The organism is Streptomyces sp. NPDC006385 (assembly GCF_040612485.1).
In the GTDB taxonomy this organism is placed as follows: Bacteria; Actinomycetota; Actinomycetes; order Streptomycetales; family Streptomycetaceae; genus Streptomyces.
In genome coordinates, this window is record NZ_JBEXQG010000018.1 from 1 (window position 1) to 23,344 (window position 23,344).

At 70.9% G+C, this 23,344-nt stretch carries 24 protein-coding genes, 1 tRNA gene and 1 pseudogene; 9 read left to right on the forward strand and 17 right to left on the reverse strand.

All coding sequences use genetic code 11. The features are described from left to right. A pseudogene (locus ABZ078_RS16425) lies at window positions 1–680 on the reverse strand (IS5 family transposase); the annotation flags it as partial. 327 nt (window positions 681–1,007) lie between these two features. Between ABZ078_RS16425 and ABZ078_RS16430 the strand changes: the two are divergent. The 7 genes from ABZ078_RS16430 (at window position 1,008) to ABZ078_RS16460 (ending at window position 10,245) form a co-directional block, all read left to right on the forward strand. Then, on the forward strand, window positions 1,008–1,667 hold the full coding sequence (locus tag ABZ078_RS16430) for a hypothetical protein (RefSeq protein WP_356575772.1): 660 nt from the start codon (window positions 1,008–1,010) through the stop codon (window positions 1,665–1,667). A gap of 162 nt (window positions 1,668–1,829) precedes the next feature. After that, window positions 1,830–2,570 (forward strand): response regulator transcription factor, encoded by a 741-nt coding sequence (locus ABZ078_RS16435; protein ID WP_356575774.1) that lies wholly within the window; start codon window positions 1,830–1,832, stop codon window positions 2,568–2,570. After that, window positions 2,567–4,183, forward strand: a complete 1,617-nt coding sequence (locus ABZ078_RS16440) for a HAMP domain-containing sensor histidine kinase (RefSeq protein WP_356575776.1) — start codon at window positions 2,567–2,569, stop codon at window positions 4,181–4,183. Before ABZ078_RS16435 ends, ABZ078_RS16440 begins: the two co-directional genes overlap by 4 nt. Window positions 4,184–4,197: 14 nt before the next feature. Next, window positions 4,198–5,577, forward strand: coding sequence for a bifunctional glycosyltransferase family 2/GtrA family protein (locus ABZ078_RS16445; RefSeq protein ID WP_356575778.1), 1,380 nt, complete (start codon window positions 4,198–4,200; stop codon window positions 5,575–5,577). After that, complete coding sequence (locus tag ABZ078_RS16450) at window positions 5,574–7,751, forward strand: glycosyltransferase family 39 protein (protein ID WP_356575780.1); 2,178 nt, start codon at window positions 5,574–5,576, stop codon at window positions 7,749–7,751. The genes ABZ078_RS16445 and ABZ078_RS16450 overlap by 4 nt, the downstream gene beginning before the upstream one ends. A gap of 110 nt (window positions 7,752–7,861) precedes the next feature. Then, a complete protein-coding gene (locus tag ABZ078_RS16455; protein WP_356575782.1) occupies window positions 7,862–9,361 on the forward strand; it encodes an MFS transporter in 1,500 nt (499 codons plus the stop codon). Window positions 9,362–9,462: 101 nt separating this feature from the next. Continuing rightward, window positions 9,463–10,245, forward strand: a complete 783-nt coding sequence (locus ABZ078_RS16460) for a TetR/AcrR family transcriptional regulator (protein ID WP_356575784.1) — start codon at window positions 9,463–9,465, stop codon at window positions 10,243–10,245. Here the strand turns inward: ABZ078_RS16460 and ABZ078_RS16465 are convergent. The 4 genes from ABZ078_RS16465 to ABZ078_RS16480 all read right to left on the reverse strand — a co-directional run bounded on the left by ABZ078_RS16465 (window position 10,233) and on the right by ABZ078_RS16480 (window position 14,640). After that, window positions 10,233–10,703, reverse strand: a complete 471-nt coding sequence (locus ABZ078_RS16465) for a PPOX class F420-dependent oxidoreductase (protein WP_356575786.1) — start codon at window positions 10,701–10,703, stop codon at window positions 10,233–10,235. The two genes, ABZ078_RS16460 and ABZ078_RS16465, sit on opposite strands and share 13 nt — an antisense overlap. 49 nt (window positions 10,704–10,752) lie before the next feature. Continuing rightward, complete coding sequence (locus ABZ078_RS16470) at window positions 10,753–11,577, reverse strand: YceI family protein (protein WP_356575788.1); 825 nt, start codon at window positions 11,575–11,577, stop codon at window positions 10,753–10,755. Between the two features lie 92 nt (window positions 11,578–11,669). Further along, on the reverse strand, window positions 11,670–14,129 hold the full coding sequence (locus tag ABZ078_RS16475) for an MFS transporter (protein WP_356575790.1): 2,460 nt from the start codon (window positions 14,127–14,129) through the stop codon (window positions 11,670–11,672). A 13-nt stretch (window positions 14,130–14,142) separates the two neighbouring features. Continuing rightward, on the reverse strand, window positions 14,143–14,640 hold the full coding sequence (locus ABZ078_RS16480) for a MarR family transcriptional regulator (protein ID WP_356575792.1): 498 nt from the start codon (window positions 14,638–14,640) through the stop codon (window positions 14,143–14,145). A gap of 205 nt (window positions 14,641–14,845) precedes the next feature. Here ABZ078_RS16480 and ABZ078_RS16485 point away from each other — a divergent pair, with 205 nt between their 5' ends. Beyond that, window positions 14,846–15,043: a hypothetical protein gene (locus ABZ078_RS16485; protein ID WP_356575794.1), complete on the forward strand. Its 198-nt coding sequence runs from the start codon at window positions 14,846–14,848 to the stop codon at window positions 15,041–15,043. 12 nt (window positions 15,044–15,055) lie between these two features. Here ABZ078_RS16485 and ABZ078_RS16490 read toward each other — a convergent pair whose 3' ends face one another. The 9 genes from ABZ078_RS16490 to ABZ078_RS16530 all read right to left on the reverse strand — a co-directional run bounded on the left by ABZ078_RS16490 (window position 15,056) and on the right by ABZ078_RS16530 (window position 20,420). Then, on the reverse strand, window positions 15,056–15,835 hold the full coding sequence (locus ABZ078_RS16490; protein WP_356575796.1) for a hypothetical protein: 780 nt from the start codon (window positions 15,833–15,835) through the stop codon (window positions 15,056–15,058). A gap of 39 nt (window positions 15,836–15,874) precedes the next feature. Next, window positions 15,875–16,786 carry an RNA polymerase sigma factor SigF gene (locus tag ABZ078_RS16495; RefSeq protein ID WP_356575798.1) on the reverse strand — a complete coding sequence of 304 codons (912 nt, stop codon included), beginning with the start codon at window positions 16,784–16,786 and terminating at the stop codon, window positions 15,875–15,877. A gap of 268 nt (window positions 16,787–17,054) precedes the next feature. Beyond that, on the reverse strand, window positions 17,055–17,924 hold the full coding sequence (locus tag ABZ078_RS16500; protein ID WP_356575799.1) for an RNA polymerase sigma factor SigF: 870 nt from the start codon (window positions 17,922–17,924) through the stop codon (window positions 17,055–17,057). Between the two features lie 177 nt (window positions 17,925–18,101). After that, window positions 18,102–18,395 (reverse strand): Dabb family protein, encoded by a 294-nt coding sequence (locus tag ABZ078_RS16505; RefSeq protein WP_356575801.1) that lies wholly within the window; start codon window positions 18,393–18,395, stop codon window positions 18,102–18,104. A 9-nt stretch (window positions 18,396–18,404) separates the two neighbouring features. Continuing rightward, complete coding sequence (locus ABZ078_RS16510) at window positions 18,405–18,584, reverse strand: hypothetical protein (protein ID WP_356575803.1); 180 nt, start codon at window positions 18,582–18,584, stop codon at window positions 18,405–18,407. 142 nt (window positions 18,585–18,726) lie between these two features. Continuing rightward, a tRNA-Ser gene (locus ABZ078_RS16515) sits at window positions 18,727–18,811 on the reverse strand. A 60-nt stretch (window positions 18,812–18,871) separates the two neighbouring features. Further along, window positions 18,872–19,303 carry a tRNA adenosine(34) deaminase TadA gene (tadA, locus tag ABZ078_RS16520; protein ID WP_356575982.1) on the reverse strand — a complete coding sequence of 144 codons (432 nt, stop codon included), beginning with the start codon at window positions 19,301–19,303 and terminating at the stop codon, window positions 18,872–18,874. A gap of 65 nt (window positions 19,304–19,368) precedes the next feature. Beyond that, entirely contained in the window at window positions 19,369–19,899 is a 531-nt protein-coding gene (locus ABZ078_RS16525; RefSeq protein ID WP_356575984.1) for a hypothetical protein, read from the reverse strand. Window positions 19,900–20,216: 317 nt separating this feature from the next. Further along, a complete protein-coding gene (locus ABZ078_RS16530) occupies window positions 20,217–20,420 on the reverse strand; it encodes a hypothetical protein (protein WP_356575805.1) in 204 nt (67 codons plus the stop codon). A 151-nt stretch (window positions 20,421–20,571) separates the two neighbouring features. Here ABZ078_RS16530 and upp point away from each other — a divergent pair, with 151 nt between their 5' ends. Continuing rightward, window positions 20,572–21,207, forward strand: a complete 636-nt coding sequence (upp, locus tag ABZ078_RS16535) for a uracil phosphoribosyltransferase (RefSeq protein WP_356575807.1) — start codon at window positions 20,572–20,574, stop codon at window positions 21,205–21,207. A gap of 48 nt (window positions 21,208–21,255) precedes the next feature. On the opposite strand, the gene ABZ078_RS16540 is transcribed toward upp, so the two are convergent. From ABZ078_RS16540 to ABZ078_RS16550, 3 genes are all read right to left on the reverse strand, one after another. Next, the gene (locus ABZ078_RS16540) at window positions 21,256–21,894 is read right to left on the reverse strand and encodes a LytR C-terminal domain-containing protein (protein WP_356575809.1); all 639 of its coding nucleotides are present in this window, start codon (window positions 21,892–21,894) and stop codon (window positions 21,256–21,258) included. 109 nt (window positions 21,895–22,003) lie between these two features. Next, window positions 22,004–22,300 carry a type II toxin-antitoxin system VapB family antitoxin gene (locus ABZ078_RS16545; RefSeq protein WP_003999914.1) on the reverse strand — a complete coding sequence of 99 codons (297 nt, stop codon included), beginning with the start codon at window positions 22,298–22,300 and terminating at the stop codon, window positions 22,004–22,006. Between the two features lie 893 nt (window positions 22,301–23,193). Beyond that, on the reverse strand, window positions 23,194–23,319 hold the full coding sequence (locus ABZ078_RS16550; RefSeq protein ID WP_356575811.1) for a hypothetical protein: 126 nt from the start codon (window positions 23,317–23,319) through the stop codon (window positions 23,194–23,196). Window positions 23,320–23,344: the final 25 nt, after the last annotated feature.

The following is a 23,344-nucleotide window of genomic DNA, read 5'->3' on the forward strand; positions in this document are numbered from 1 at the left end:
GCCGGCCACGGCGGCCGGCCGGGTGCGGGGACGGCCGACGGGCAGGCGGACCCGCACCTTGTTCAGGACGGCGATGAACTGGGGGCTGTCGGCGGCCTGCCCGGCGGTCAGAAGAAGCGCCATCGGCCGGCAGCGCCGGTCGGCGGCCAGGTGGATCTTGCTGGTCAGCCCGCCGCGGGACCGGCCGGGCAGAGCGGCCTTCAGCCGGGCCCGCCGTCTCAGGCGGATGCGTCGGCGTTCGGCGCGGGCCGGATCGCTTTCGCCGTCCTGTCCGCCTTGTTCCCCGGACGTTCCCCCTTGTGCGAGGCCATCTCCTCCAGTGCCGCCAGGGTCTGTTCGCTGACCCGCATGCCGGCCGCATCATGATGGGCCCGTGTGGTGGCGGAGTCCACGCTGACCAGCGACATGTCGATCTCGTCCCTGCGGGCGGCCTCGGCGATCGCCTCTTCCAGCAGGGCCTCGAAGACGCCCGCGTCGCGCCAACGCATGAAGCGGTTGTAGACGGTCTGCCAGGCGCCGAACCGCTCGGGCATCTCCCGCCACTGGCTGCCGGTCCGGAACCGCCAGATCACCCCCTCGAACTGCTCGCGCAGCCGCTCGGGGTACGGGCCGAACCTGCCTACCGGCAGAAACGGAGCAATGAACTCCCACTCGCTATCGGTGAGTTGCGCACGCGTCACAGCACAGTCCTACCGGACTGACACCCGACGCCGGGCTTGATCACAACTAAAGACAGCCCCTAGCGGCCTGAGGCGGCTGCATGTCGGTGCGTACAGGGCCACCGACGAGATCGACGGCGGCGGCATCGCCATCAAGATCCTCATGGTCGGCAGCACGGCTGACTGACCTGACGGGGGATGCGGCCTGATGTGAGCGAGCATGTAGGGATACAGTGCTTGAAACGTAAAGGAATGCGCCCTCCGTTGCCTACTGATCAGTCGTGTTCTAGGCATGGCGATCAAGAGCGTTCACGAGGAGCGCATAAGTGAGAGGAAGACCTCCGTCTCATGCGACCCCCCACCCAGTCGCCGGCCCAGTCGTCCACCAAGCCCATCACCGGCTCCCTCGCCGGCTCCCCGCGTAACAAGCGGCCACGCGGTGCCCTCGCCGTAGCCGCAGCCGCAGGTCTCACCCTGGCGTTCACCGCCACCGCCACCGCCACCGCCACCGCCGCCCCGTTCGGCGGCCACGCGCACCGCACCGTCACCACCGCCGACAACGAGACCTTCCACCTGAAGCTGGCCGCCGGCCCGACCGTGCTGCCCACCTCCGGTCGCAGCACCGTGCAGGTCAAGGGCGCCGGCTACAACCGGACCCAAGGCATTTTCCTCGCGTTCTGCGTGATCCCGGAGGGCGTCCGCGTCGGCGATCCGACGACGTACACCACCCTGCCCGGCCCCTGTCTCCCCGGCGCCGAGACCAAGGACGGGTCGTCGCGGCGGATCACCGACAGCGGCACCGGTACGCCCGGCATCACGCTCCCGTACAAGGACGGCGGCAAGTTCCGTACGACGCTGGAGAACATCCGGCCCGAGATCAAGGACGGCGTCGTCTGCGACGTGAACGTGCGCTGCGCCATCGTCACCCGCGCCGACTTCACGGCCACCAACGAGCGGCTGTACGACCAGTACATACCGGTTCGCTTCGCGCCCAACCGGCGGGGCTGATCGGCGAGTTCGGAACGAGAGGCCCCCGTGCGCCCCGGCGCGACCGCGCGGGCCTCTCGTGTCGATCACCCAGGTGCCCCCTTTGAGGCTCCTGTGCGTTTCTCAGGGAAATCACAGATTGCAGAAAGCGTGTTCTCAGAGGGCACCGACATCGTGGCCGGCATGACCACGACCTCGCCCCAGGGGCGCACCGAACTGCTGAGGCCGGACGGGAGCCCCGTCCGAGTGCTTGTGGTGGACGATGAGCTGTCGATCACCGAGCTGTTGTCCATGGCCCTTCGCTATGAGGGATGGCAGATCCGGAGTGCGGGGGACGGCACCGGTGCCGTCCAGGCCGCGCGTGAGTTCCGGCCCGACGCCGTCGTCCTGGACATGATGCTGCCGGACATGGACGGGCTGGCCGTCCTGGGGCGGCTGCGGCGTGAACTCCCGGAGGTGCCGGTGCTGTTCCTGACCGCCAAGGACGCTGTCGAGGACCGTATCGCCGGGCTCACGGCCGGTGGGGACGACTACGTCACCAAGCCGTTCAGCCTGGAGGAGGTCGTGGCCCGGCTGCGTGGGCTCATCCGGCGTTCCGGGGCCGGCGACCGGCGGTCCGACTCGGTGCTGGTCGTCGGGGACCTGACGCTTGACGAGGACAGCCACGAGGTGTCGCGGGCCGGGGAGAACATCCACCTCACCGCCACCGAGTTCGAGCTGCTGCGGTTCCTGATGCGCAATCCGCGGCGCGTGCTCAGCAAGGCACAGATACTCGACCGCGTGTGGTCGTACGACTTCGGCGGGCAGGCCAATGTCGTCGAGCTGTACATCTCCTATCTGCGGCGGAAGATCGACGCCGGTCGTGAGCCGATGATCCACACCCGGCGTGGTGCCGGCTACCTGATCAAGCCCGCGGCGTCATGAGCGGGCGACGACGGACGCGTACGCGGCAGGGGCAGCGGCGGTTGGGGCAGCCGCGCACGCTGCGGGCGCGGCTCGTCGTCGCGTCCCTGGTGCTGGTCGCCGTCGTGGCCGCGGTGATCGGCACGGTGACGACGCTGGCGCTGCGTACGCATCTGTACGCGCAGTTGGACGAGAAGCTGACCGAGGCCGTCGGGCAGGCGGCCGGCACCGGCGGGCCTCCCGGCGGCCGCCCCGACAGGAGCGACGCCGCCCCCAAGAGGATCCTGCCCCGCGAGATCGGTGACTTCGTCACGTACGGCCCGGTCCCGGTCGGCACGATCATCGCCGAGGTCCACGAGGGCGCCATCACCGCGGCCAGGATCGGGGAGAAGGACCCGGACAACGCCGACTACAGCGGGCGAGTGGCCGGCAACCTCACCGAGTCCGAGACCGAGGCGCTCAACCGCGTCTCCCGGGACGACGACAAGCACACGGTCGACCTGGGCGCCCGCGGTGTGTACCGCGTGGCGTACGAGACCGGCAGAAACGGCAGCTACTACGTGGCCCTCCCCACCGAGGAGGCCAACAGCACCCTCAACACCCTCGTCCTCATCGAGGCCAGCGTCACCGCCGCCGCCCTCGTGGCCGCCGGTATCGCGAGCTCGGTCCTGGTCGGTGTGGCCACCCGCCCCCTCCGCAAGGTCGCCGCCACCGCCACCCGTGTCTCCGAACTCCCCCTCCACACCGGAGAGGTGAACCTCGACGAGCGCGTCCCGGAGTCGGAGACCGACCCGCACACCGAGGTCGGCCAGGTCGGAGCGGCGCTCAACAGGATGCTGGACCACGTCCACGCCGCCCTGCACTCCCGCCAGCAGAGCGAGACACGGGTACGGCAGTTCGTGGCGGACGCCAGCCACGAGCTGCGCACCCCCCTCGCCTCCATCCGCGGGTACGCCGAGCTGACCAGACGCGGCAGCGAACAGGTCGGCCCCGACACCCGGCACGCCCTCGGCCGTATCGAGTCCGAGGCCGGGCGCATGACCCTCCTCGTCGAGGATCTCCTCCTGCTCGCCCGGCTGGACGCCGGCCGCCCGCTCCAGTTCGAGCCGACCGACCTCGTACCGCTCGTCGTCGACACGATCAGCGACGCCCGCGCGGCCGGCATGGACCACAACTGGCGCCTCGACCTGCCCGAGGAGCCCGCGCTCGTGTCCGCGGACGCGGCCCGGCTGCAACAGGTCCTCGTCAACCTGCTGGGCAACGCCCGTACCCACACACCACCCGGTACGACGGTCACGGCGCGGGTCCGACGCCGGGGCACCTGGCTGTGCGTGGACGTGGCGGACAACGGCCCCGGCATCTCCCCGGACCTGCTGCCGCGCGTCTTCGAACGGTTCGCGCGCGGCGACTCCTCGCGCTCCCGTGCCTCCGGCTCGACCGGCCTGGGCCTCGCGATCGTGCAGGCGGTGGCGACCGCGCACGGCGGTGCCGTGACCGTCGACAGCGTGCCCGGACGCACCGTGTTCACGGTGCGGCTGCCGGCGCTCCCGCTGCCGCCGAGCCCCGAAACGAGTCGGCGACAGCACTCACAGGCACAGCACAGCGTCACCACATGGGCGGAACAGGGCGCCTGACGACAGTCGGTGCCATGCGAACCGACTCTTCTCCCGGCACCCTGCCGGCGCGGGAGCACCTCCCGGCCGGAGCCGCCGATACGCCTGTCCTGGACGTAGTGATCCCCGTCTACAACGAGGAGAAGGACCTCCGGCCGTGTGTGCGGAGACTGCATGACCACCTCACGCGCACGTTCCCGTACGCGTTCCGCATCACGATCGCGGACAACGCGTCGACGGACACCACGCCCCGGGTGGCGGCGCGGCTGGCGGCGGAGATCGCGGAGGTCACGTCCTTCCGGCTGGAGCAGAAGGGCCGCGGCCGGGCGCTGCGCACCGTCTGGGCCGCCTCGGACGCCCCGATCCTCGCCTACATGGACGTGGACCTGTCCACCGATCTCAACGCCCTGCTTCCGCTGGTGGCGCCGCTGATCTCCGGTCACTCGGACCTCGCGATCGGCTCCCGGCTCAGCCGCAGCTCGCGCGTGGTGCGCGGCGCCAAGCGGGAGTTCATCAGCCGCTCCTACAACCTCATCCTGCGCGGTTCCCTCCAGGCCCGCTTCTCCGACGCCCAGTGCGGCTTCAAGGCCATACGCCGTGACGTGGCCCGGGTGCTGCTGCCGCTGGTGGAGGACACCGGCTGGTTCTTCGACACCGAGTTGCTGGTGCTGGCCGAGCGCGCGGGGCTGCGGATCCACGAGGTCCCGGTCGACTGGGTCGACGACCCCGACTCCACGGTCCACCTCGTCAGGACGGCGACCGACGACCTCAAGGGCGTGTGGCGGGTCGGCAAGGCCCTCGCCACCGGTTCGCTCCCGCTGGACCGGCTCACCCGCCCCTTCGGCGACGACCCGCGGGACCGTGAGATCAAGGACGTGCCCAAGGGCCTGGCCCGCCAACTCGTCGGCTTCTGCGTCGTCGGCGCCCTGTCCACCCTCTTCTATCTCCTCCTCTACAGCGGCTTCCGCGTCTTCACCGGCTCGCAGACCGCCAACGCGCTGGCCCTGCTGGTCTCCGCGATCGCCAACACGGCCGCCAATCGGCGCCTCACCTTCGGCGTGCGCGGCCGGGGCGGCGTCGTACGGCACCAGGCGCAGGGCCTGGTCGTCTTCGGCATCGGCCTCGCCCTGACCAGCGGCTCGCTCGTGGCCCTGGACGCGGCCGGCGGCGACCCGGCCCACTCCACCGAACTGGCGGTCCTGATCGCCGCCAACCTCGCGGCGACGGTGCTGCGCTTCCTGCTCTTCCGGGCGTGGGTGTTCCCGGACCGGCCCGACGCCCCGTCGACGGTGGTCGCCTCCTCCGCCCCGCCCCCGCCGACGTACGCCACTGAGCAACTGCCCTGGAGCCACGGCCCGTTGCCGCGGCGCTCGCCCCGGCCCACGTACGACACCGACATGAGGGACTCCCGATGACCACCCACGACGACCCGACGACGACCACCGGCAGAGGTACGAGCCCCGGCACCTGGGGGCCGCCGCCTTCGCCCCCGCCCGCCGCCCCGGCCCCCGACTCCGGTGCGCCCGAGCAGCCGTTCGTACGGCGGCTGTGGCGCGGCCGCCCCGAGGACCCGCGCTGGGCCCGCCCGGCCCTCCTCGGGCTCCTGCTCGCCACTTTCGTCCTTTACCTCTACAACCTGAGCGCCTCCGGCTACGCCAACTCCTTCTACTCGGCGGCCGTTCAGGCCGGCAGCCAGTCCTGGAAGGCGTTCTTCTTCGGCTCGCTGGACGCGGCCAACGCCATCACCGTGGACAAGCCCCCGGCCGCCCTGTGGCCGATGGCCCTGTCGGTGAGGATCTTCGGCCTCAGCTCGTGGGCGATCCTCGTCCCCGAGGTGCTCATGGGCGTGGGCACGGTCGCCGTGGTGTACGCGGCCGTCCGCCGTCGGTTCAGCCCCGCGGCCGGACTGATCGCGGGCGCGGTGCTCGCGCTCACCCCCGTCGCGGCGCTGATGTTCCGGTTCAACAACCCGGACGCGATGCTGGCCCTGCTGATGGCCGTGGCCTGTTACCTCGTCATCCGGGGCCTGGAGGACGGCCGTACCAAGTGGCTGGTGTGGGCCGGTGTCGTGATCGGCCTCGCGTTCCTCGCCAAGACCCTGCAGGCCTTCCTGATCCTGCCGGGGCTCGCCCTCGTGTACGGCGTCTGCGCGCCGGTGCCGGTGAAGAGGCGCATCGGTCAGCTGGCCGCGGGCCTGGCCGCGATCGTCGTCTCCGGCGGCTGGTGGGTCGCGGTCGTCGAGCTGTGGCCCGCCTCCTCCCGCCCGTACATCGGCGGCTCGCAGAACGACTCCTTCCTGGAGCTGACCTTCGGCTACAACGGCCTCGGCCGGCTCAACGGAGAGGAGACCGGCAGCGTCGGTGGCGGTGGCGGCGGTGGAAACGGCCCCAGCTGGGGCGAGAGTGGCTGGGACCGCCTGTTCGGTTCCAGCGTCGGTGGCCAGATCTCCTGGCTGCTCCCGGCCGCGCTGATCCTGCTGGTCGCGGGCCTGGTGGCCACGCGCAAGGCAAAGCGCGCGTCGGTGACGCGCGGTTCGTTCCTGGTGTGGGGCGGCGCGCTGATCACGACCGTGCTGGTCTTCAGCTACATGCAGGGCATCTTCCACGAGTACTACACGGTGGCCCTCGCCCCCTACATCGCCCCGCTGATCGGCATTGGCGCGGCGCTGCTCTGGGAGAAGCGCGACAGGGCGTGGGCGTCGCTGACCCTGGCGGCCGCCATGACGGCCACCGCGGTCTGGGGCTACGTCCTGCTCAACCGCTCCTCGGACTACCTGCCCTGGCTGCGGTGGCTCGTGCTGGTCGGCGGCCTCGTCGCCGCCCTCGGCCTGATCTTCGCAGGCAGGATGGGGCGTCGACTCGCGTCGGGAGTCGTCGTCCTGGGCCTGGCCGCCGCTCTGGCCGGCCCGACCGCGTACACCCTCACCACGGTCAACGAGGGTCACGTCGGCTCGATCGTCACCGCGGGTCCGGCTGTCGCGGGCGGATTCGGCGGATTCGGCGGCGGACGCGGCATGGAGGGCCCCGGCGGGGGCGGCATGCCCGTCCCGAACCAGCAGGGCCGGAACAACCAGCCGGGCGGGCAGAACCAGCAGAACGGCAACGGCTTCCCCCGCAATGGTTTCCCCGGCGGCGGCATGCCCGGTGGCGGTTTCCCCGGTGGCGGTGAACGCATGGGGGCGGGCGGCGGCATGAGCGGTCTGCTCAACGGCGCCAGTGTCAGCGCGAAGGCCAAGGAACTGCTGGAGGAGAACGCGAGTGACTACACCTGGGCCGCCGCGGCCATCGGCGCCCAGAACGCCGCGAGCTATCAGCTCTCCACCGGCGATCCGGTCATGGCGATCGGCGGTTTCAACGGCAGCGACCCGTCCCCGACCCTGGCCGAGTTCAAGCGGTACGTGACGGAAGGCAAGATCCACTACTTCATCGCCGGCGGCATGTTCGGCGGCATGGGCGGTGAAATGTTCGGCGGCATGGGCGGCGGCGACCGTTCGTCCGCGCAGATCACTGAATGGGTCGAGGCCCACTTCAAGCGGGTCACGGTCGGTTCGGCGACCTTCTACGACCTGACGCGGCAGACGAGCGGCTGACGTCGCGAAGGCGGTGGCCCGGGGCGCGCGGCAGTCCCGGGCCACCGCCTTCGCCGTACGGCGGAAAACCGAGTTGTACGCTGTATGGGAGCTGTTCTACGGTGTACAACATGACGACGTCCTCCCAGGAACAGGCCGCAGCGGCCGAGACCCCGCCCCAAGGCCACCCGCAGCGCTGGCTGATCCTCGGTGTCATCTGTCTGGCCCAGCTCACCGTGCTGCTCGACAACACGATCCTGAACGTGGCGATCCCCTCGCTGACCAGCGAACTGGGCGCCGCCACCTCCGACATCCAGTGGATGATCAACGCCTACTCACTGGTGCAGTCCGGCCTGCTGCTGACCGCGGGCAGCGCCGCCGACCGCTACGGCCGCAAGAAGATGCTGGTGACGGGCCTCGCCCTGTTCGGCATCGGCTCGCTGGTGGCCGGACTGGCGGAGAGCTCCGGCCAGTTGATCGCGGCGCGGGCCGGCATGGGTGTCGGCGGCGCGCTGCTGATGACCACCACGCTCGCCGTGGCGATGCAGATCTTCGCGCCCGAGGAGCAGGCGAAGGCGATCGGCATCTGGGCCGCCGTGAACTCGCTGGGCTTCGCGACCGGACCGCTCATCGGCGGCTTCATGCTGGACCACTTCTGGTGGGGGGCGATCTTCCTGATCAACCTGCCGGTCGCGGCGCTCGGCCTGGTGGCGGTCGTGATGCTGGTGCCCGAGTCCAAGAACCCGCGGGGCGACCGGCCCGACCTGCTCGGCGCCGTGCTGTCCACCATCGGCATGGCCTCGCTGGTGTTCGCGATCATCTCCGGACCCGAGCACGGCTGGACGTCCGGCCGGGTGCTGGCGACGGCCGCCGTCGCGGTCGTGGTGCTGGCCGCGTTCGCGTACTGGGAGAGCCGGATCCCGTATCCCATGCTCGACATCCACTTCTTCCGCAACCAGCGGTTCACCGGAGCCGTGGCGGGGGCGGTGCTGATCACCTTCGGGATGGGCGGCTCGCTGTTCCTGCTCACCCAGCACATGCAGTTCGTCCTCGGATACGGGCCTCTGGAGGCGGGGCTGCGCACCGCGCCGCTCGCCTTGATGATCGTGGCCCTGAACTTCACCGGTCTGGCGGCGAAGTGGTCCGGCAAGCTCGGCACCCCGGTCTCCATCGGGCTCGGCATGACGGCGATGGCCGCCGGCCTCGCCTCGATCGCGACGCTCACCGAGCACGGGTACCCGGGCACGCTGCTGGGTCTGGTGCTCATCGGCGCGGGAGCGGCGGTCGCCAGCCCGGCGATGGCCCACGCGATCATGAGCGCGATACCGCCGGAGAAGGCCGGTGTCGGCGCCGGTATCAACGGCACGGTGACGGAGTTCGGGCAGGGGCTGGGCGTCGCGGTGCTCGGGGCTGTGCTCAACTCCCGCTTCGCCGCGCTGATTCCGGTCGCGGCGGTGTCCCTGCCGGGGGCGTTGGCCGAGGCGGGGTCGGATGCGGAGCGGGCGCGGATCACGCAGGCGTTCGCCTCCGGCCTGGAGACCAGTCAGCTGGTGGGGGCGGTTGCCGTGCTGCTCGGCGGTGTCGTCGCGGCGGCGTTGCTGCGGCGGGCCGAGCGGGCAGAGTCTGCCTGAGAGGTCGGGCGGTTTGGCTTGCGTCCCTCGGGCCGGCTGCGGCCTAGGGCCTGTTGCGCCCTAGCATCCTTGCAAGTGAACGAGGTCGAGGAAGGTGCGCGATGGTGAGGTCGGCCGAGCGGGGTGCGCGTACCAGCGTCTGGCTGGACGGCAAGGAGCGCCGAGGCGGTCGCGGCGGGGCACAGCCATCCGGGCTCGACCGGGACCGTATCGTCGCGGTGACCGTGCGGCTGCTGGACGCCGAGGGGCTGGCCAAGTTCTCCATGCGGCGGCTGGCCGCCGAGCTGAACGTGACCGCGATGTCCGTCTACTGGTACGTCGACACCAAGGACGACCTCCTCGAACTCGCCCTCGACGCCGCCTTCGGCGAACTGACCCTGCCCGACGCGGACACCGACGAGGACTGGCGGGTCCAGCTGCGCGCCCTGGCTCGCGGGTACCGGGCGCTGCTGGTCCGCCACCCGTGGCTGTCGCCGCTGATCGGCACCTACGTCAACATCGGCCCGAACAGCCTCGCCTTCTCCCGCGTCATGCAGAAGATCATCCGCAGGACCGGACTGCCCGCGCACGGTCTGGTGGCCGCCATCTCGGCCGTCTTCCAGTTCGTGTACGGCTTCGGCACGATCGAGGGCCATTTCATCGCCCGCAGCACGGCGTTCGGCATGACCCCGGACGACTACTTCCAGCACGCCATGAGCACGGTGACACAGGCTCCGGAGGCCGCCGACGTCGTTCAGGACGCCGCGGAACTCATGGCGGCCCGCGGCGGCGACACGGTCGAGGAGATGTGGGAGCGGGACTTCGACTTCGCCCTGGACCTGCTGGTGGCGGGCATCGAGGCCATGGTGGCGCGCAGCGCCCCGTCGTCGCCTCAGTCCCCCTGAACGAGCCGCGCGGGGAACCCGCCGGTCGCCACCGGACCCCACTTCCGCGGCGTGACCCGGATGATCGACTTCCCCTGCTTCACCATCGCCGCCCGGTACTCGTCCCAGTCCGGATGCTCCCCGGCGATGTTCCGGTAGTACTCGACCAGCGGCTCCACGGACTCCGGCGCGTCGATCACCTCGGCCGTCCCGTCGATCTGCACCCACGGCCCGTCCCAGTCGTCGCTGAGGACGAGGACGCTCACCCGCGGGTCCCGCTTCGCGTTGCGGGTCTTGGCCCGCTCGGGGTACGTGGAGACCACGATCCGCCCCGAGTCGTCGACCCCGCAGGTCAGCGGCGAGGCTTGCGGGCTGCCGTCCGCGCGCCGGGTCAACAGGATGGCGCGGTGACGGGGCCGTACGAAGTCGAGCAGCTCGTCGAGCGAGACGCGGGTGTTGGTCGCGATGTTCGGTGCCATGGCCTCAGCCTAGGCTCACGTCGGCCCGATCAGCGTGACCCTGTCGTGCTCACCCTTGCGGCAGCGACTCCCCCCGCGCCGCCTGGATGTCCAGCTCCACCTTGAGCGTCGTCCCGATGGCCGCGATGCCCGCCTGCACCACCTGGTTGTAGTTCATCGCGAAGTCGTCCCGGTGCAGTTCCGTCGTCGCCCGGAACGCCGCCCGCGTCCCGCCCCACGGATCGGCCCCGGTCCCCAGGTACGCGAGGTCCAGGTCCACCGCCCGCAGCACACCGTGCATGCCCAGTTCCCCGTGCACCGTCCAGCGGTCGGAGCCGGCCGCGGCCGTGACGCCCGTCGAGCGATAGGTGATCTCGGGGTACTGCTCCACGTCCAGGAAGTCCGGCGACTTCAGATGCCCGTCCCGCATGCCGTTGCCCGTGTCGATGGAGTCGGCCCGGATCACCGCCTCCACCCGGGACTTGGTGACGTCGTCCGGCGCGATCTCGATCGCTCCGGAGAAGTGGGTGAAACGGCCGTGCACGCTGGAGATGCCCAGGTGCTGGGCGACGGCGGCCACGCTGGAGTGCGCCGGGTCGATGGTCCAGGGCCCCGGCGGCGGCAGTTCCGTGCCGCCCTGCCGGGCCAGCGTCACCGTGCCGACCTCGGCCCTCCCGCTCGCCGTGACGATCGCGCTCGCGGCGGCGGGCGCGTAGCCGACGGCGGTGACGATGACGGTGTACGCGCCCGGGGGCAGCGGATGCGGGTCCCGTACGGCCCCCTCGGCGTCCGCCTCCGCCCGCAGCACCTGCGTGCCGGTCATGTCGGTCACCGTGACGACCGCGTGCGACACGGCCCATCCGTCCCGGGTACGGATCCTCGCGGTCAGTCCCATCTCACGTAACTCCTCGAACTCAAAGAAACGGCCCGTGGCGGCGGCGCCCTTCCGCTCGGAGCGCGCCCCTCGCCACGGGCCGGGGGGTGTGACTACTCGCCGGGGTGGGCGAGTTCGATGTCGTGGTCGTCGACGCCGGGGCCGGTCACCGTCACAGCGGTGGCCACCGGCGGGTAGCCCGTCGCGATGACCGTGTACTCGCCGCCGTCCAGGTCGGTGAAGGCGTACGCCCCGTCCGCACCGGTCGTCGCCGTGCCGACGACGTTGCCCGCCGCGTCGACCAGGGTCACGCGGGCGTCGGCCAGCGGACCGTGCGGCGCCCGTACGACGCCCTGGACCTGGGCACCGGCCTCCAGGTCGACCTCGATCCGGGTGACCCCCGTGCCACCGATCTCGACGGGCAGGGCGCGCGGCCGGAATCCGGCGGCGTTCACCGCGACGGTCACGGCACCCGGCACCAGCTCGGCGAAGGAGAACTCGCCCTGCTCACCGGTGGCGGCGGTGGCCAGCAGATCCCCGCGGACATCGGTGACGATCACCATCGCGTCCTTGACGGCCGACGCGCTCCCCGCGGCCCGGACCACACCGGTCAGCCCGCTGGTGCCGCTGAGCAGGATGTCGTACGTCACCGGCTCGTCACCGCCGACGACGATCGTGGACGCCTGCGGCTGGAAACCGTCGGCGGAGGCGATCAGGACGTACGATCCCGCGCCCGGCGCGTCGACGGCGTACGCCCCGTCGGCCTGCGCCACGGACCGGCCCAACTGCCGTCCCGCCAGCGAGATCAGCGTGACCGCCGCCTGCGGCACGGGCGCGCTCTCGGCACCCCGGACGAAGCCGCGCACCGGGACGCCGGAAGCACCGCCGACCTCCTCGGAGGAGGCGTCGGCCCAGCTCAGGACCCGCTGCTGCGCGGCGACCGGCGCGGCGGTCGGCGCGGCTGCCGTGGGCTCCGCCGCCCGCGGCGCGTCGGACTCGGCGGCATGGGCCAGGGCACCCTTCGTCCTCAACGGGACCTCCTTGATGAACAGGGCGAACAGGAGGGCGAGGAAGGCGAGCGGCGCGGCGTACAGGAAGACGTCCGCGACGCCGTGGCCGTACGCGCTCTCGATGACCGTGCGCACCGGAGCCGGCAGCGCGTCGAGGTCCGGGATCTCCCCGTGGCCCGAGGAGCCCCGCACGCCGAGCTCGGTGAGCCCCTCCTCGGCGTAGTGGGTGATCCGGTGGCTGAGGACCGCGCCCAGGGCCGAGACGCCCATGGCGCCGCCGAGGGAGCGGAAGAAGGTCACCACCGAGCTGGCGGCGCCCAGGTCGCTCGGGTCCACCTGGTTCTGCGTGGCCAGGACCAGGTTCTGCATCATCATGCCGACGCCGAGACCCAGCAGGGCCATGAAGACGCCGACCTTCCAGTACTCGGTGTCGTAGCGGATGGTGCCCAGCAGCCCGAGGCCCGCCGTCACCAGCACACCGCCGGAGACCAGCCATGCCTTCCAGCGTCCGGTGCGGGTGATGACCTGGCCGGAGACGGTCGACGACACGAACAGGCCGAGGATCATCGGGATGGTCATGACGCCGGACATGGTCGGGGACTTGTCGCGGGCCAGCTGGAAGTACTGGCTGAAGAAGATGGTGCCCGCGAACATCGCGATGCCGACGAACAGGGAGGCCAGCGAGGCGAGGGTGAGGGTGCGGTTGCGGAACAGGCGCAGCGGGACGATCGGCTCGCTCGCCCTGGTCTCGACGAGCACGAAGACCAGCAGCAGCGCGAGCGCGCCTCCGGTCATCGCGTACGTCTGCCAGGACAGCCAGTCGTACTTGTCCCCGGCGAAGGTGACCCAGACCAGCAGCAGGCAGACCGCGGCGGTGATGAAGAAGGCGCCCGCCCAGTCGACCTTCACCTTCCGCTTGACGACCGGCAGGTGCAGGGTGCGCTGCAGCACGATGAGGGCGATCACGGCGAAGGGCACGCCGACGTAGAAGCACCAGCGCCAGCCGAGCCAGTCGGTGTCGGTGATGACGCCGCCGATCAGCGGGCCGCCGACCATCGCGGTGGCGAAGGTGGCGCCGAGGTAGCCGTTGTAGCGGCCGCGCTCACGCGGGGAGATCATCGCCGCGAGGATGATCTGGGCCAGCGAGGACAGGCCGCCCATGCCGATGCCCTGCACCGCGCGGAAGGCGATGAGCATCCCGGCGTTCTGCGACAGACCGGCCAGCGCGGAGCCGGCCACGAAGACGACGAGCGCGAGCTGGATGAGCAGCTTCTTGGAGAAGAGGTCGGCGAGCTTGCCCCATAGCGGGGTGGACGCGGTCATCGCCAGCAGCGACGCGGTGACCACCCAGGTGTAGGCGCTCTGGCCGCCGCCGAGGTCCTTGATGATGTCGGGCAGGGCGTTGGAGACGATCGTCGACGACAGGATCGCCACGAACATGCCGAGCAGCAGCCCGGTCAGCGCTTCCATGATCTGCCGGTGCGACATCGGAGCGCCGTGGGCGGACGGGCCTCCCGAGTGCTTGGCGTGGGCCCGCACACCGGCTGGTGTGGTCGTTGCCATGGGCTTCCTTCTCTTACGGGGTGATCGCGGGTGTACGGGTGGACTCTTCGGGGTCGGGAGGCGCGGGCGTCCGGGTGGTGGACCGGCAGTCGTCGAAGCTCGCCCGCAGCCGGGTCATGAGCCGGGTGAGCTGGGCGACCTCGTCGTCGGTCCAGTCGCTCAGCCGCTCGGCGAGCAGGTGCGTGGTCCGCCGGGACATCTCCCGCACCCGGTCCTCGCCGGCCGGGGTGAGGTGCAGGATGCGGCTGCGCTTGTCCGCGGGGTCGGGGGAGCGCTCGATCCAGCCGCGCTCGGCGACGTGGGCGACATGGCGGCTGGTGACCGACATGTCCACGGCGAGCAGCTCGGCGAGCTTGCTCATGCGCATCTCCCCGTGGCGGGCCAGCAACGTCAGTACGGCGGCGGAACCCGCGGGGCAGTCGGACGGCAGCGTCCGCCCCAGCTCCCGCTTCACGGCGCCGAAGGCGCTGAACTGGCGGACCAGCTCCTCGTACTGCGCCTGTTCGGCCATCACACCTCCCGTGTTTGTTGCTTAGGGCAACCATAGGATTGATTGGTTGCTACAGGCAAACAAAGGGGTGGGTGATGGGGCAAAAACTTGGCAAAGGCAAGTATTGCGACCGTAAATGTCCAGGTGAGGGGGGTTCTGTGGACCCCTGTGCAGGGGCGGAGCCCCCACTTGGGCCGAACGGGCGGATTCGCTAGGGTCTCAGCCCATGGCTAACACCCAGGGCCCCCAGGGCAACCACGACCCCGCAGGCAGCACCCAGATGTTCCGCGCGTTCGTCGACGAGGGACCGCAGGGCGGTCGTCAGCAGGCGGCCTCCAGTGGCCCCCGTATCGGCCTGATCCTCGGCGTCGTGGTCGCCGTCGCGGTCGTCGCGGCCGTGGCCTGGCTGGCGTTCGGCAAGTAGGGCGTACGGTCCCTACTCCCACCGGACGGTGACGTCCCGCGTCTCGATGCGCATGCCCAACGGCACCCTCCAGGCGTCGACGCACACCGTCCAGGTCTTCTCCTTGCGTGCCCCCGCCCCGATCGGCGCCGGGAGCTCCTCCGTCGACTCGATCGTCCCCCAGTCGATGCCGAGCGCGCCGATGATGTGGGTGCCGAAGGTGACGGTGCCCGAACGCACGGCTGTGCCGCCGGAGTTGTGGAGGACGAGCGTCACCTTCTCGCACCAGCGCCGGTCGGTGGGCTCCCGTGCCGGGTCGCTCACGGTGAGCTTTGCGGGCGCGTCCGGTGGTGCCGGCGCGTCAGGTGCTGTGGGCGCGTCCGGTGCTGTGGGCGCCGAGGGCGTGGGTGAACCGCTCGGCGGGGCGGCGGCGGAGTCGGTCGGCGTGACCGCGGGTTCGGGGCCGTCGCTCGGTGGCTGGGCGGAGCGCTCGGCCACGGCCGGAGGGGGCGGCACCGTCACCTGACTCCCGTCCCGCCCGTGGGAGTTGCCGCCACCGCCCTCACCGGCCCGCGCGCCGCCGCCGCTCGCCGGCCCGTCGAGCGGCACCAGCGTGACCTCGCCCGTCGGCAGGACCGCCGTACCGGAGAGGCTCGGTGGCCCGCCCGCCGCCCCGGTCGCGACGTACCCGTCGCCATCCCCGCCGCCCCCGCACGCGGCCAGCGCCCCGCCGAGGCAGACGACGGCCGCCGACGCGCCGATCAGGGCGCGCCGACGGCCAGGTGTCCAGGTCGTCCACGGTGACCGAAGCATCCGGCCATGGTGGCTGACGCTCCGTCAAATATGAAGGGGTCAGTCGGAGATGAGGCCCTCTCGCAGCTGTGCGAGTGTCCGGGTGAGCAGTCGGGAGACGTGCATCTGGGAGATGCCGACCTCCTCGCCGATCTGCGACTGGGTCATGTTGGCGAAGAAGCGGAGCATGATGATCCGCCGCTCGCGGGGCGGGAGCTTGGCCAGCAGCGGCTTGAGGGACTCGCGGTACTCGACGCCCTCCAGCGCGCTGTCCTCGTAGCCGAGCCGGTCGGCCAGGGAGCCCTCGCCGCCGTCGTCCTCCGGGGCCGGGGAGTCCAGCGAGGAGGCCGTGTAGGCGTTGCCGACCGCGAGGCCGTCGACGACGTCCTCCTCGGACACGCCCAGCACGGTGGCGAGTTCGGTCACCGTCGGAGAGCGGTCCAGCTTCTGGGAGAGCTCGTCGCTGGCCTTGGTGAGGGCCAGGCGCAGCTCCTGGAGGCGGCGCGGGACCCGCACCGACCAGGACGTGTCGCGGAAGAACCGCTTGATCTCGCCGACGACGGTCGGCATCGCGAACGTCGGGAACTCCACGCCCCGTTCGCAGTCGAAGCGGTCGATCGCCTTGATCAGGCCGATGGTGCCGACCTGGACGATGTCCTCCATCGGTTCGTTGCGCGAGCGGAAGCGGGCCGCCGCGTAGCGCACGAGGGGGAGGTTGAGCTCGATCAGGGTGTCCCGGACGTACGCGCGCTCGGGGCTGTTCTCGTCCAGGGCGGCGAGCCGCAGGAACAGGGAGCGGGAGAGGGTGCGGGTGTCGATGTTCACCGAGGCCGGCAAGGCCGGGACGTCGGCGGCCGGGAGGGCCTCGGCCTCGGCGGCCGCGAGGGCCGTAACGTCGTCGAGCGCGGCGTCGGGCGCGGACTCGCTCTTTGTGAGCGTGAGCACCTTCGAGCTGCCCTGGTCTGCGGACATGCCACCCCCTTTGGGTCGCGGGACGGTCGCGGCGGGCGCTCCGATCGAGGAACGTCAGCCTTCACCTGAATACCGGAGCCGAAGCCGCGGCAAACGCGCTTCCCGAAGAATGTCACATGTCGGCAACACGCTGTAGTGACATGTCGACATGTGAGATCCGAATCGGCCCTGGACAAAGGGGGTCTGACGGTTTTTCGGCACACAACTGTCGGGATCCGCCCTGGTGAGCGATTCGCTCGTGCCGGTGACCGGTCGCTCCTGTTTGCGGTTACGCGTCGATGCGGTTCGCCGAGCGCAGCCGCTGGAAGCTACGCGCGAGTAGCCTCGAGACGTGCATCTGGGACACCCCGAGTTCCGCGCTGATCTGCGACTGGGTGAGGTTGCTGTAGTAGCGCAGGAGAAGGATTCTCTGCTCGCGTTCGGGGAGTTGCACCAGCAGGTGCCGGACGAGGTCCCGGTGCTCCACGCCGTCCAGGGCCGGGTCCTCGTAGCCCAGCCGGTCCAGCAGCCCGGGCAGCCCGTCGCCCTCCTGCGCGGCCTCCAGGGAGGTGGCGTGGTACGACCGTCCGGCCTCGATGCAGGAGAGCACCTCGTCCTCGGTGATGCGCAGCCGCTCGGCGATCTCGGCGGTCGTCGGGGTCCGCCCGAAGGCGGTCGTCAGGTCCTCGGTCGCGCTGTTGACCTGGACCCACAGCTCGTGCAGCCGGCGCGGTACGTGGACCGTGCGGACGTTGTCGCGGAAGTAGCGCTTGATCTCGCCGACGACGGTCGGCATCGCGAAGGTCGGGAACTGCACGCCCCGGTCCGGGTCGAAGCGGTCGATGGCGTTGATGAGCCCGATGGTGCCGACCTGGATCACGTCCTCCATCGGCTCGTTGCGGGAGCGGAAGCGGGCGGCCGCGTAGCGCACGAGCGGGAGGTTCGCCTCGATGAGCGCCCCGCGCACGCGGTTGTGCTCCGGCGTGCCCGGCTGCAACTGCTTGAGCTCGCCGAAGAGCACCTGGGTGAGCGCCCGGGTGTCGGCTCCACGACTGCGGGGCGGCGCGGCCGCGGGGGTGTCCTCCTCGCTCGGGGCCTCCGGGGTCGGGGCTTGAGGCGCAGTACTGGCCGGCACGGTCAACTCCACCTCGTGATCCATCAACTCATCCGTCAAAAGCGGTCATAGCATCACAAGACAGTTCATTGTGTTCAAGTACCGCATAATCCCGTGTTGGGGATGGATCACCGCGTAAGACACGCGAAAGCCCCCCGCTGTTACAGCGGAGGGCTCTGGGGGGTCCGGGGGGATGCGGGTGGATGCGGGGGCGATCGAGGCTCAGTATTCGTAGTCGGCGATCACCCAGGTGGCGAACTCCCGCCACAGGGCGACGCCCGCCTGGTGCTCGGGGTGCTCCACGTACTTGCGCAGGGCCGCCGCGTCGTCGAAGGCGGAGTTGACCGCGAAGTCGTGGGCGATGGGGCGGTCGCTGATGTTCCAGCCGAGCTCCCAGTGCCGGATCTCCGGGATCCGGCCCTCGAGCGAGCGGAAGGCCTCGACGCCCTCCAGGACCCGCCGGTCGTCGCGCTCGACACCCTCGTTGAGCTTGAAGAGGACCAGGTGCCGGATCATGAGTACTCCCTAGCTGTCGCCTCCGTTGGCGATCCACGTCATGAAGTCGCCGATGGCCTTGGCGGCGTCCGAAATGCCCTCGAACCCTACCTGGACGTAGTCGGCGGCCTTGGCCGGGTCCGTGATGATCACGTAGAGCACGAAGACCGCGAGCAGATAGACGGCGATCTTCTTCGAATTCACCGCCATCGCGGCCTCCCCTGTGCTGCTGTGCCGTATGAGCCGAAAGAGCCGAAAGGGTCTTGTGTCACCGGCGGTGAGTGTAACCTTCGGGCCTCTCGATAGATCAACAGCACAAAGGGCCCCGCCTGTCGGCGGAGCCCTTCTTCAGCGGTAGCGGAGGGATTTGAACCCTCGGTGACTTGCGCCACACTCGCTTTCGAGGCGAGCTCCTTCGGCCGCTCGGACACGCTACCGAGGGAGACCTTACAGCACGCCCGCCCATGCTCTGAAATCGGTATTCGCGAAGGCTCGGCTCATCGATCCCGGAAGAACTCCGTGAGCAGACGGGCGCACTCCGCGGCGAGCACGCCCTCGACCACCTCGGGCCGGTGGTTGAGCCGCCGGTCGCGGACGACGTCCCAGAGGGAGCCCGCCGCGCCGGCCTTCTCGTCCCGGGCCCCGTAGACGACCCGGTCCACGCGGGACTGCACGATGGCGCCGGCGCACATCGTGCAGGGTTCCAGCGTGACGACGAGCGTGCAGCCGGACAGCCGCCATTCGCGGGCCTTCGCGGCGGCACGCCGGATCGCGAGCACCTCGGCGTGCGCGGTCGGATCACCGGTCGCCTCGCGCTCGTTGTGGCCGACGCCGAGCACGGTCGTCCCGTCCGCGCCCAGCACGACGGCGCCGACGGGGACGTCGCCGCCCCGGACGGCCCGTGCGGCCTCGTCCAGGGCGAGTCGCATCGCGGGCCGCCAGCGGTCGCGTACGGGGTCGGGCACCTCGGGCGCCGGCCCCTGATCGAGCGAGGTCAGCGGACGGTCTCCAGCACCTCCGAGGCGCCCAGCGCCTCGGCGATCGTGTTGAGCGCGTCATCGGCGTCCAGGGCCTTCAGCTCCTTCTCGCTGACGCCGAGGTCGTCGAGGATCTCGCTGTCGCCGACGGGGCTGTGCGGGACCGCCTCGGCGGTGCCACCGTCCTCGTCGTCGTCGGAGTCGCCGTCCGGCTCCTCGGTGCCGTCGAGGTCGAGGGCGTCCAGGTCGGGGCCGTCGTCGCCGGGCTCTCTGCCGAGCAGTTCGTCGGTGAGCAGGATCTCTCCGTAGCTGCTGCGGGCGGCTGCGGCGGCGTCCGAGACGTAGATGCGCGGGTCCTCCTCGCCGTCCACGCGGACGACGCCGAACCAGGCGTCCTCCTGCTCGATCAGCACGAGCACCGTGTCCTCGTCGGGGGAGGCTTCACGGGCCAGGTCGGCCAGATCCGACAGGGTTTCCACATCGTCGAGCTCTGTGTCGCTCGCTTCCCACCCGTCTTCGGTGCGCGCGAGCAGTGCGGCGAAGTACACCGTGACTCTCCCACTGGTCATAGGCGTGCCGGTTGGGGGTCCCCCCGGCGGAGGTTGCGGGCGGTCAGGCTCGGGGTCCGAGCCCCACCCACTCGGAATCGTGGCAGAAACAAGGCGTTCAGGGGACGTCTTCGGCTCCCTGTGTCCGGCAGTTTCGATCGCGTTGCCCCGAGGGGGTCCGCGAGCACGCCCATGAAGGACTCACCAGCGCACTCGTCGCCGCCACGTGCGGATCGTACGCGGCTTTTCCACGTGTTCCACGCACGCCCACCGCTCCAACACCACGGCAAGCCGCGGATCTTCCCCGCTGCCTCGCTCTACCAGCGGAACGTTCGCATGCGCAGCGCGTGCCGCAGGCGGGCCGCCTTGGCACGGCGCGGCTGGACGCGGTCCCGCAGGGCGCGGGCCTCGGCGAGCTCCCGCAGGAACTGGGCGCGGCGCCGGCGACGCGCCGCGTCGGGCTGCTCCGGCGAGTCCGGCGAGCCCGGCGTGGGATCCGCCGGGGACTCAGGTTTCGGCATAGGCACACCACCCCCGGTACGTCCCTCCCGGTACGTCCCTCCCACTTTCCCTCCGATGGGGGGTTTGATGCCACCGCGAGGGTCAAGCGATGGCCCTGGGCTCGCTCAGCGTGGGACGTCGGGCACACCGGGCCCGGTTACTGTTGTGGACATGCGTCTCCACGTCGTCGACCACCCCCTGGTCGCCCACAAGCTCACCACGCTGCGCGACCAGCGCACCGACTCCGCGACCTTCCGCCGGCTCGCCGACGAACTGGTCACCCTGCTCGCCTACGAGGCCACGCGGGACGTGCGCACCGAAGCGGTCGACATCACGACCCCGGTCACCGACACCACCGGCGTCAAGCTCTCCCACCCGCGCCCCCTGGTGGTGCCGATCCTGCGGGCCGGCCTCGGCATGCTGGACGGCATGGTCCGGCTGCTGCCGACCGCCGAGGTGGGTTTCCTGGGCATGATCCGCAACGAGGAGACGCTTGAGGCCTCCACGTACGCCTCCCGCATGCCGGAGGACCTCTCCGGCCGTCAGGTGTACGTCCTCGACCCGATGCTCGCCACGGGCGGCACGCTGGTCGCGGCGATCCAGGAGCTGATCAAGCGCGGCGCGGACGATGTGACGGCCGTGGTGCTGCTCGCCGCGCCCGAGGGCGTCGAGCTGATGGAGCGGGAGCTGGCGGGGACGCCGGTGACGGTCGTGACGGCGGCCGTGGACGACCACCTGAACGAGCACGGGTACATCGTCCCCGGGCTGGGCGACGCCGGGGATCGTCTCTACGGCGCGGCCGAGTAGCGCGCGGTAGGGGCCGAGCAGGAGCGCCCCTTCACCGCAGGGGTGCGATCAGCAGGAATTCCGGGAAGCGCGGGGCGTCGGCTCGGGCTTGGCCAGTGCGGCCAGTGCCTTGTCGGCGTCCTTCTTCTTCGTCAGCTCCTTGAAGGCGCTGCCGATGATCAGGTCGACGTCCTTGCCCTTGCGGGCGGCGTCGGTGCGGCGCTCGGCCGCGGAGAGCTGGGTGGCGAGCACCGGCAGTGAGGTGTTCAGCGACGAGTCGGGGCCCAGCAGGAGCCCGGTGCCCTTGACCTTCTTGTCGAACTCCTTGCTCGCGTTGCCGACATCGCCGATCTTGAAGCCGCGCTTCTTCAGTTCGTCCGCCGTCTGCTTGGCGAGGCCGCTTCGGGTGGTGGCGTTGTAGACGTTGACGGTGATCCCGCCCGGCTCGGGCAGTGGGGCCGTCGCCGCGGCCGAGGGGGTCGTCTTCGTCCCGCAGTCGGCCTTCGGACCGGCTGCCGAAGCCTTTCTGCCGCCGCTGAAGACATCGATGAGCTGCAAGGTGCCCCAGCCGATCATGCCCAGGGCGGCTGCGGAGGCGACGGTGAGGACGACGAGCCTGCCGCGCCGCCGAGGACGGCGCATCCGCGGGTACTTGTCCCCCTTGATCCGGTACTGGCCGCCCATGCCCGGGGGAGTCAGCATGCTCATGGGCGCAGCGTAGTGCGCCCGAGCGGCGATGCCTACTAGATGATCATCAGATGCCGCTCAGTCCAACCCGAAAGGGCCAACAGCTTGACGGGCGGGGTGCCGGCCCCGGTCAGTCCAGTTCCAGGACTCTCGCGTGCAGCACCTGACGCTGCTGCAGCGCCGCGCGCACGGCGCGGTGGAGGCCGTCCTCGAGGTACAGGTCGCCCTGCCACTTCACGACGTGCGCGAAGAGGTCGCCGTAGAACGTGGAGTCCTCGGCGAGCAGGGTTTCCAGATCGAGCTGCCCCTTGGTCGTCACGAGCTGATCGAGGCGGACCGGGCGCGGCGCGACGTCCGCCCACTGCCGGGTGCTTTCCCGGCCGTGGTCGGGGTACGGCCGGCCGTTTCCGATGCGCTTGAAGATCACACGGAAAGCCTACCGGTCAAGACGTTCCGGGCGCAGCCATGGCGACGGAGTGCGACGCCGGAAAAGCAGGGGCGAAACGGGGTGAATCGCCGTGAGGCGAGGGAACCGCGTCCGGATCGGAACCCGGAACGGGCTTGAACGGAACCCGTACGTGGCGGCTCGGGCCGAACCGAACACATGTCGGACGACCGGATGTCGGAGGGCCCGAAGGATTCGACAGCGCGCGGGACCGGACCGTAATGGCGGCGCGGAAATGGCGGCGCGGACCCGAACCCACGTCAGCAGAAGTCGGCGCGGGGCGCGGTCGGGGGTGTGGGGGACGGAGGCGGGTGGGGACCGGACGGGGGCGGACCGGGACCGGGGCGTCCGGGGCGGCGAGGCGTGGGTGGAGGGGTGCCGGTGGGGATCGGGCTGGAGCAGTGGCCGGGGGCGGAGCGGGCGCGCATGAGGGCGTCCGGCCGGTGGAGTGGCGTGAGTGGCCGGGGGCCATGCGCGGGGCCGGGCGGTGTACGGCGCCGTGGAACTCGTCGGGTCCGTTGAACGTGCGCGGCAGTGGGCCGGGCGGACGGCGCGGGCATCGGATCTTGGGCCGCGGTCGGTCTTGCGGGTCTCCCGTGTCCGCCCAGCGACAACCGCGCCCTCTGTCCAGGGCCGGCTGCTTCCATGGCCTGCCCGCGGTTCGGGGCGGCGACCGGGTGGGGTGGCCGGGTGTGCGGTGGTCGTCGCCGTTCTCGCGAGGGCGTTGGCCGGTGGGAGCTCGTCTTCAGCTCGTGTTCCAGGGGCGTCCCCCAGGGGCGTCCCCCAGGGGGGTGCCGGGGCCGGCGTGCAGGTGTTTCGGGGCGGTGCGGCGGAGGCGGGAGTGCCCGTGGGGGCCCGCCTCCGCCGCCGCGGGGTCAGCCGTGCCGGCGTTCCTTCGGGGGCTGTTGTGGCTTTTCCTGCTTCACCTGCGGCTTCGGGGCGTTGCGAGCGGCCTCCGCGCGCAGCAGGGCGCGCAGGACGGCGTAGTGGTCGGTGGGCATGACTGTGCTCCTCGTGTCGTCCTGA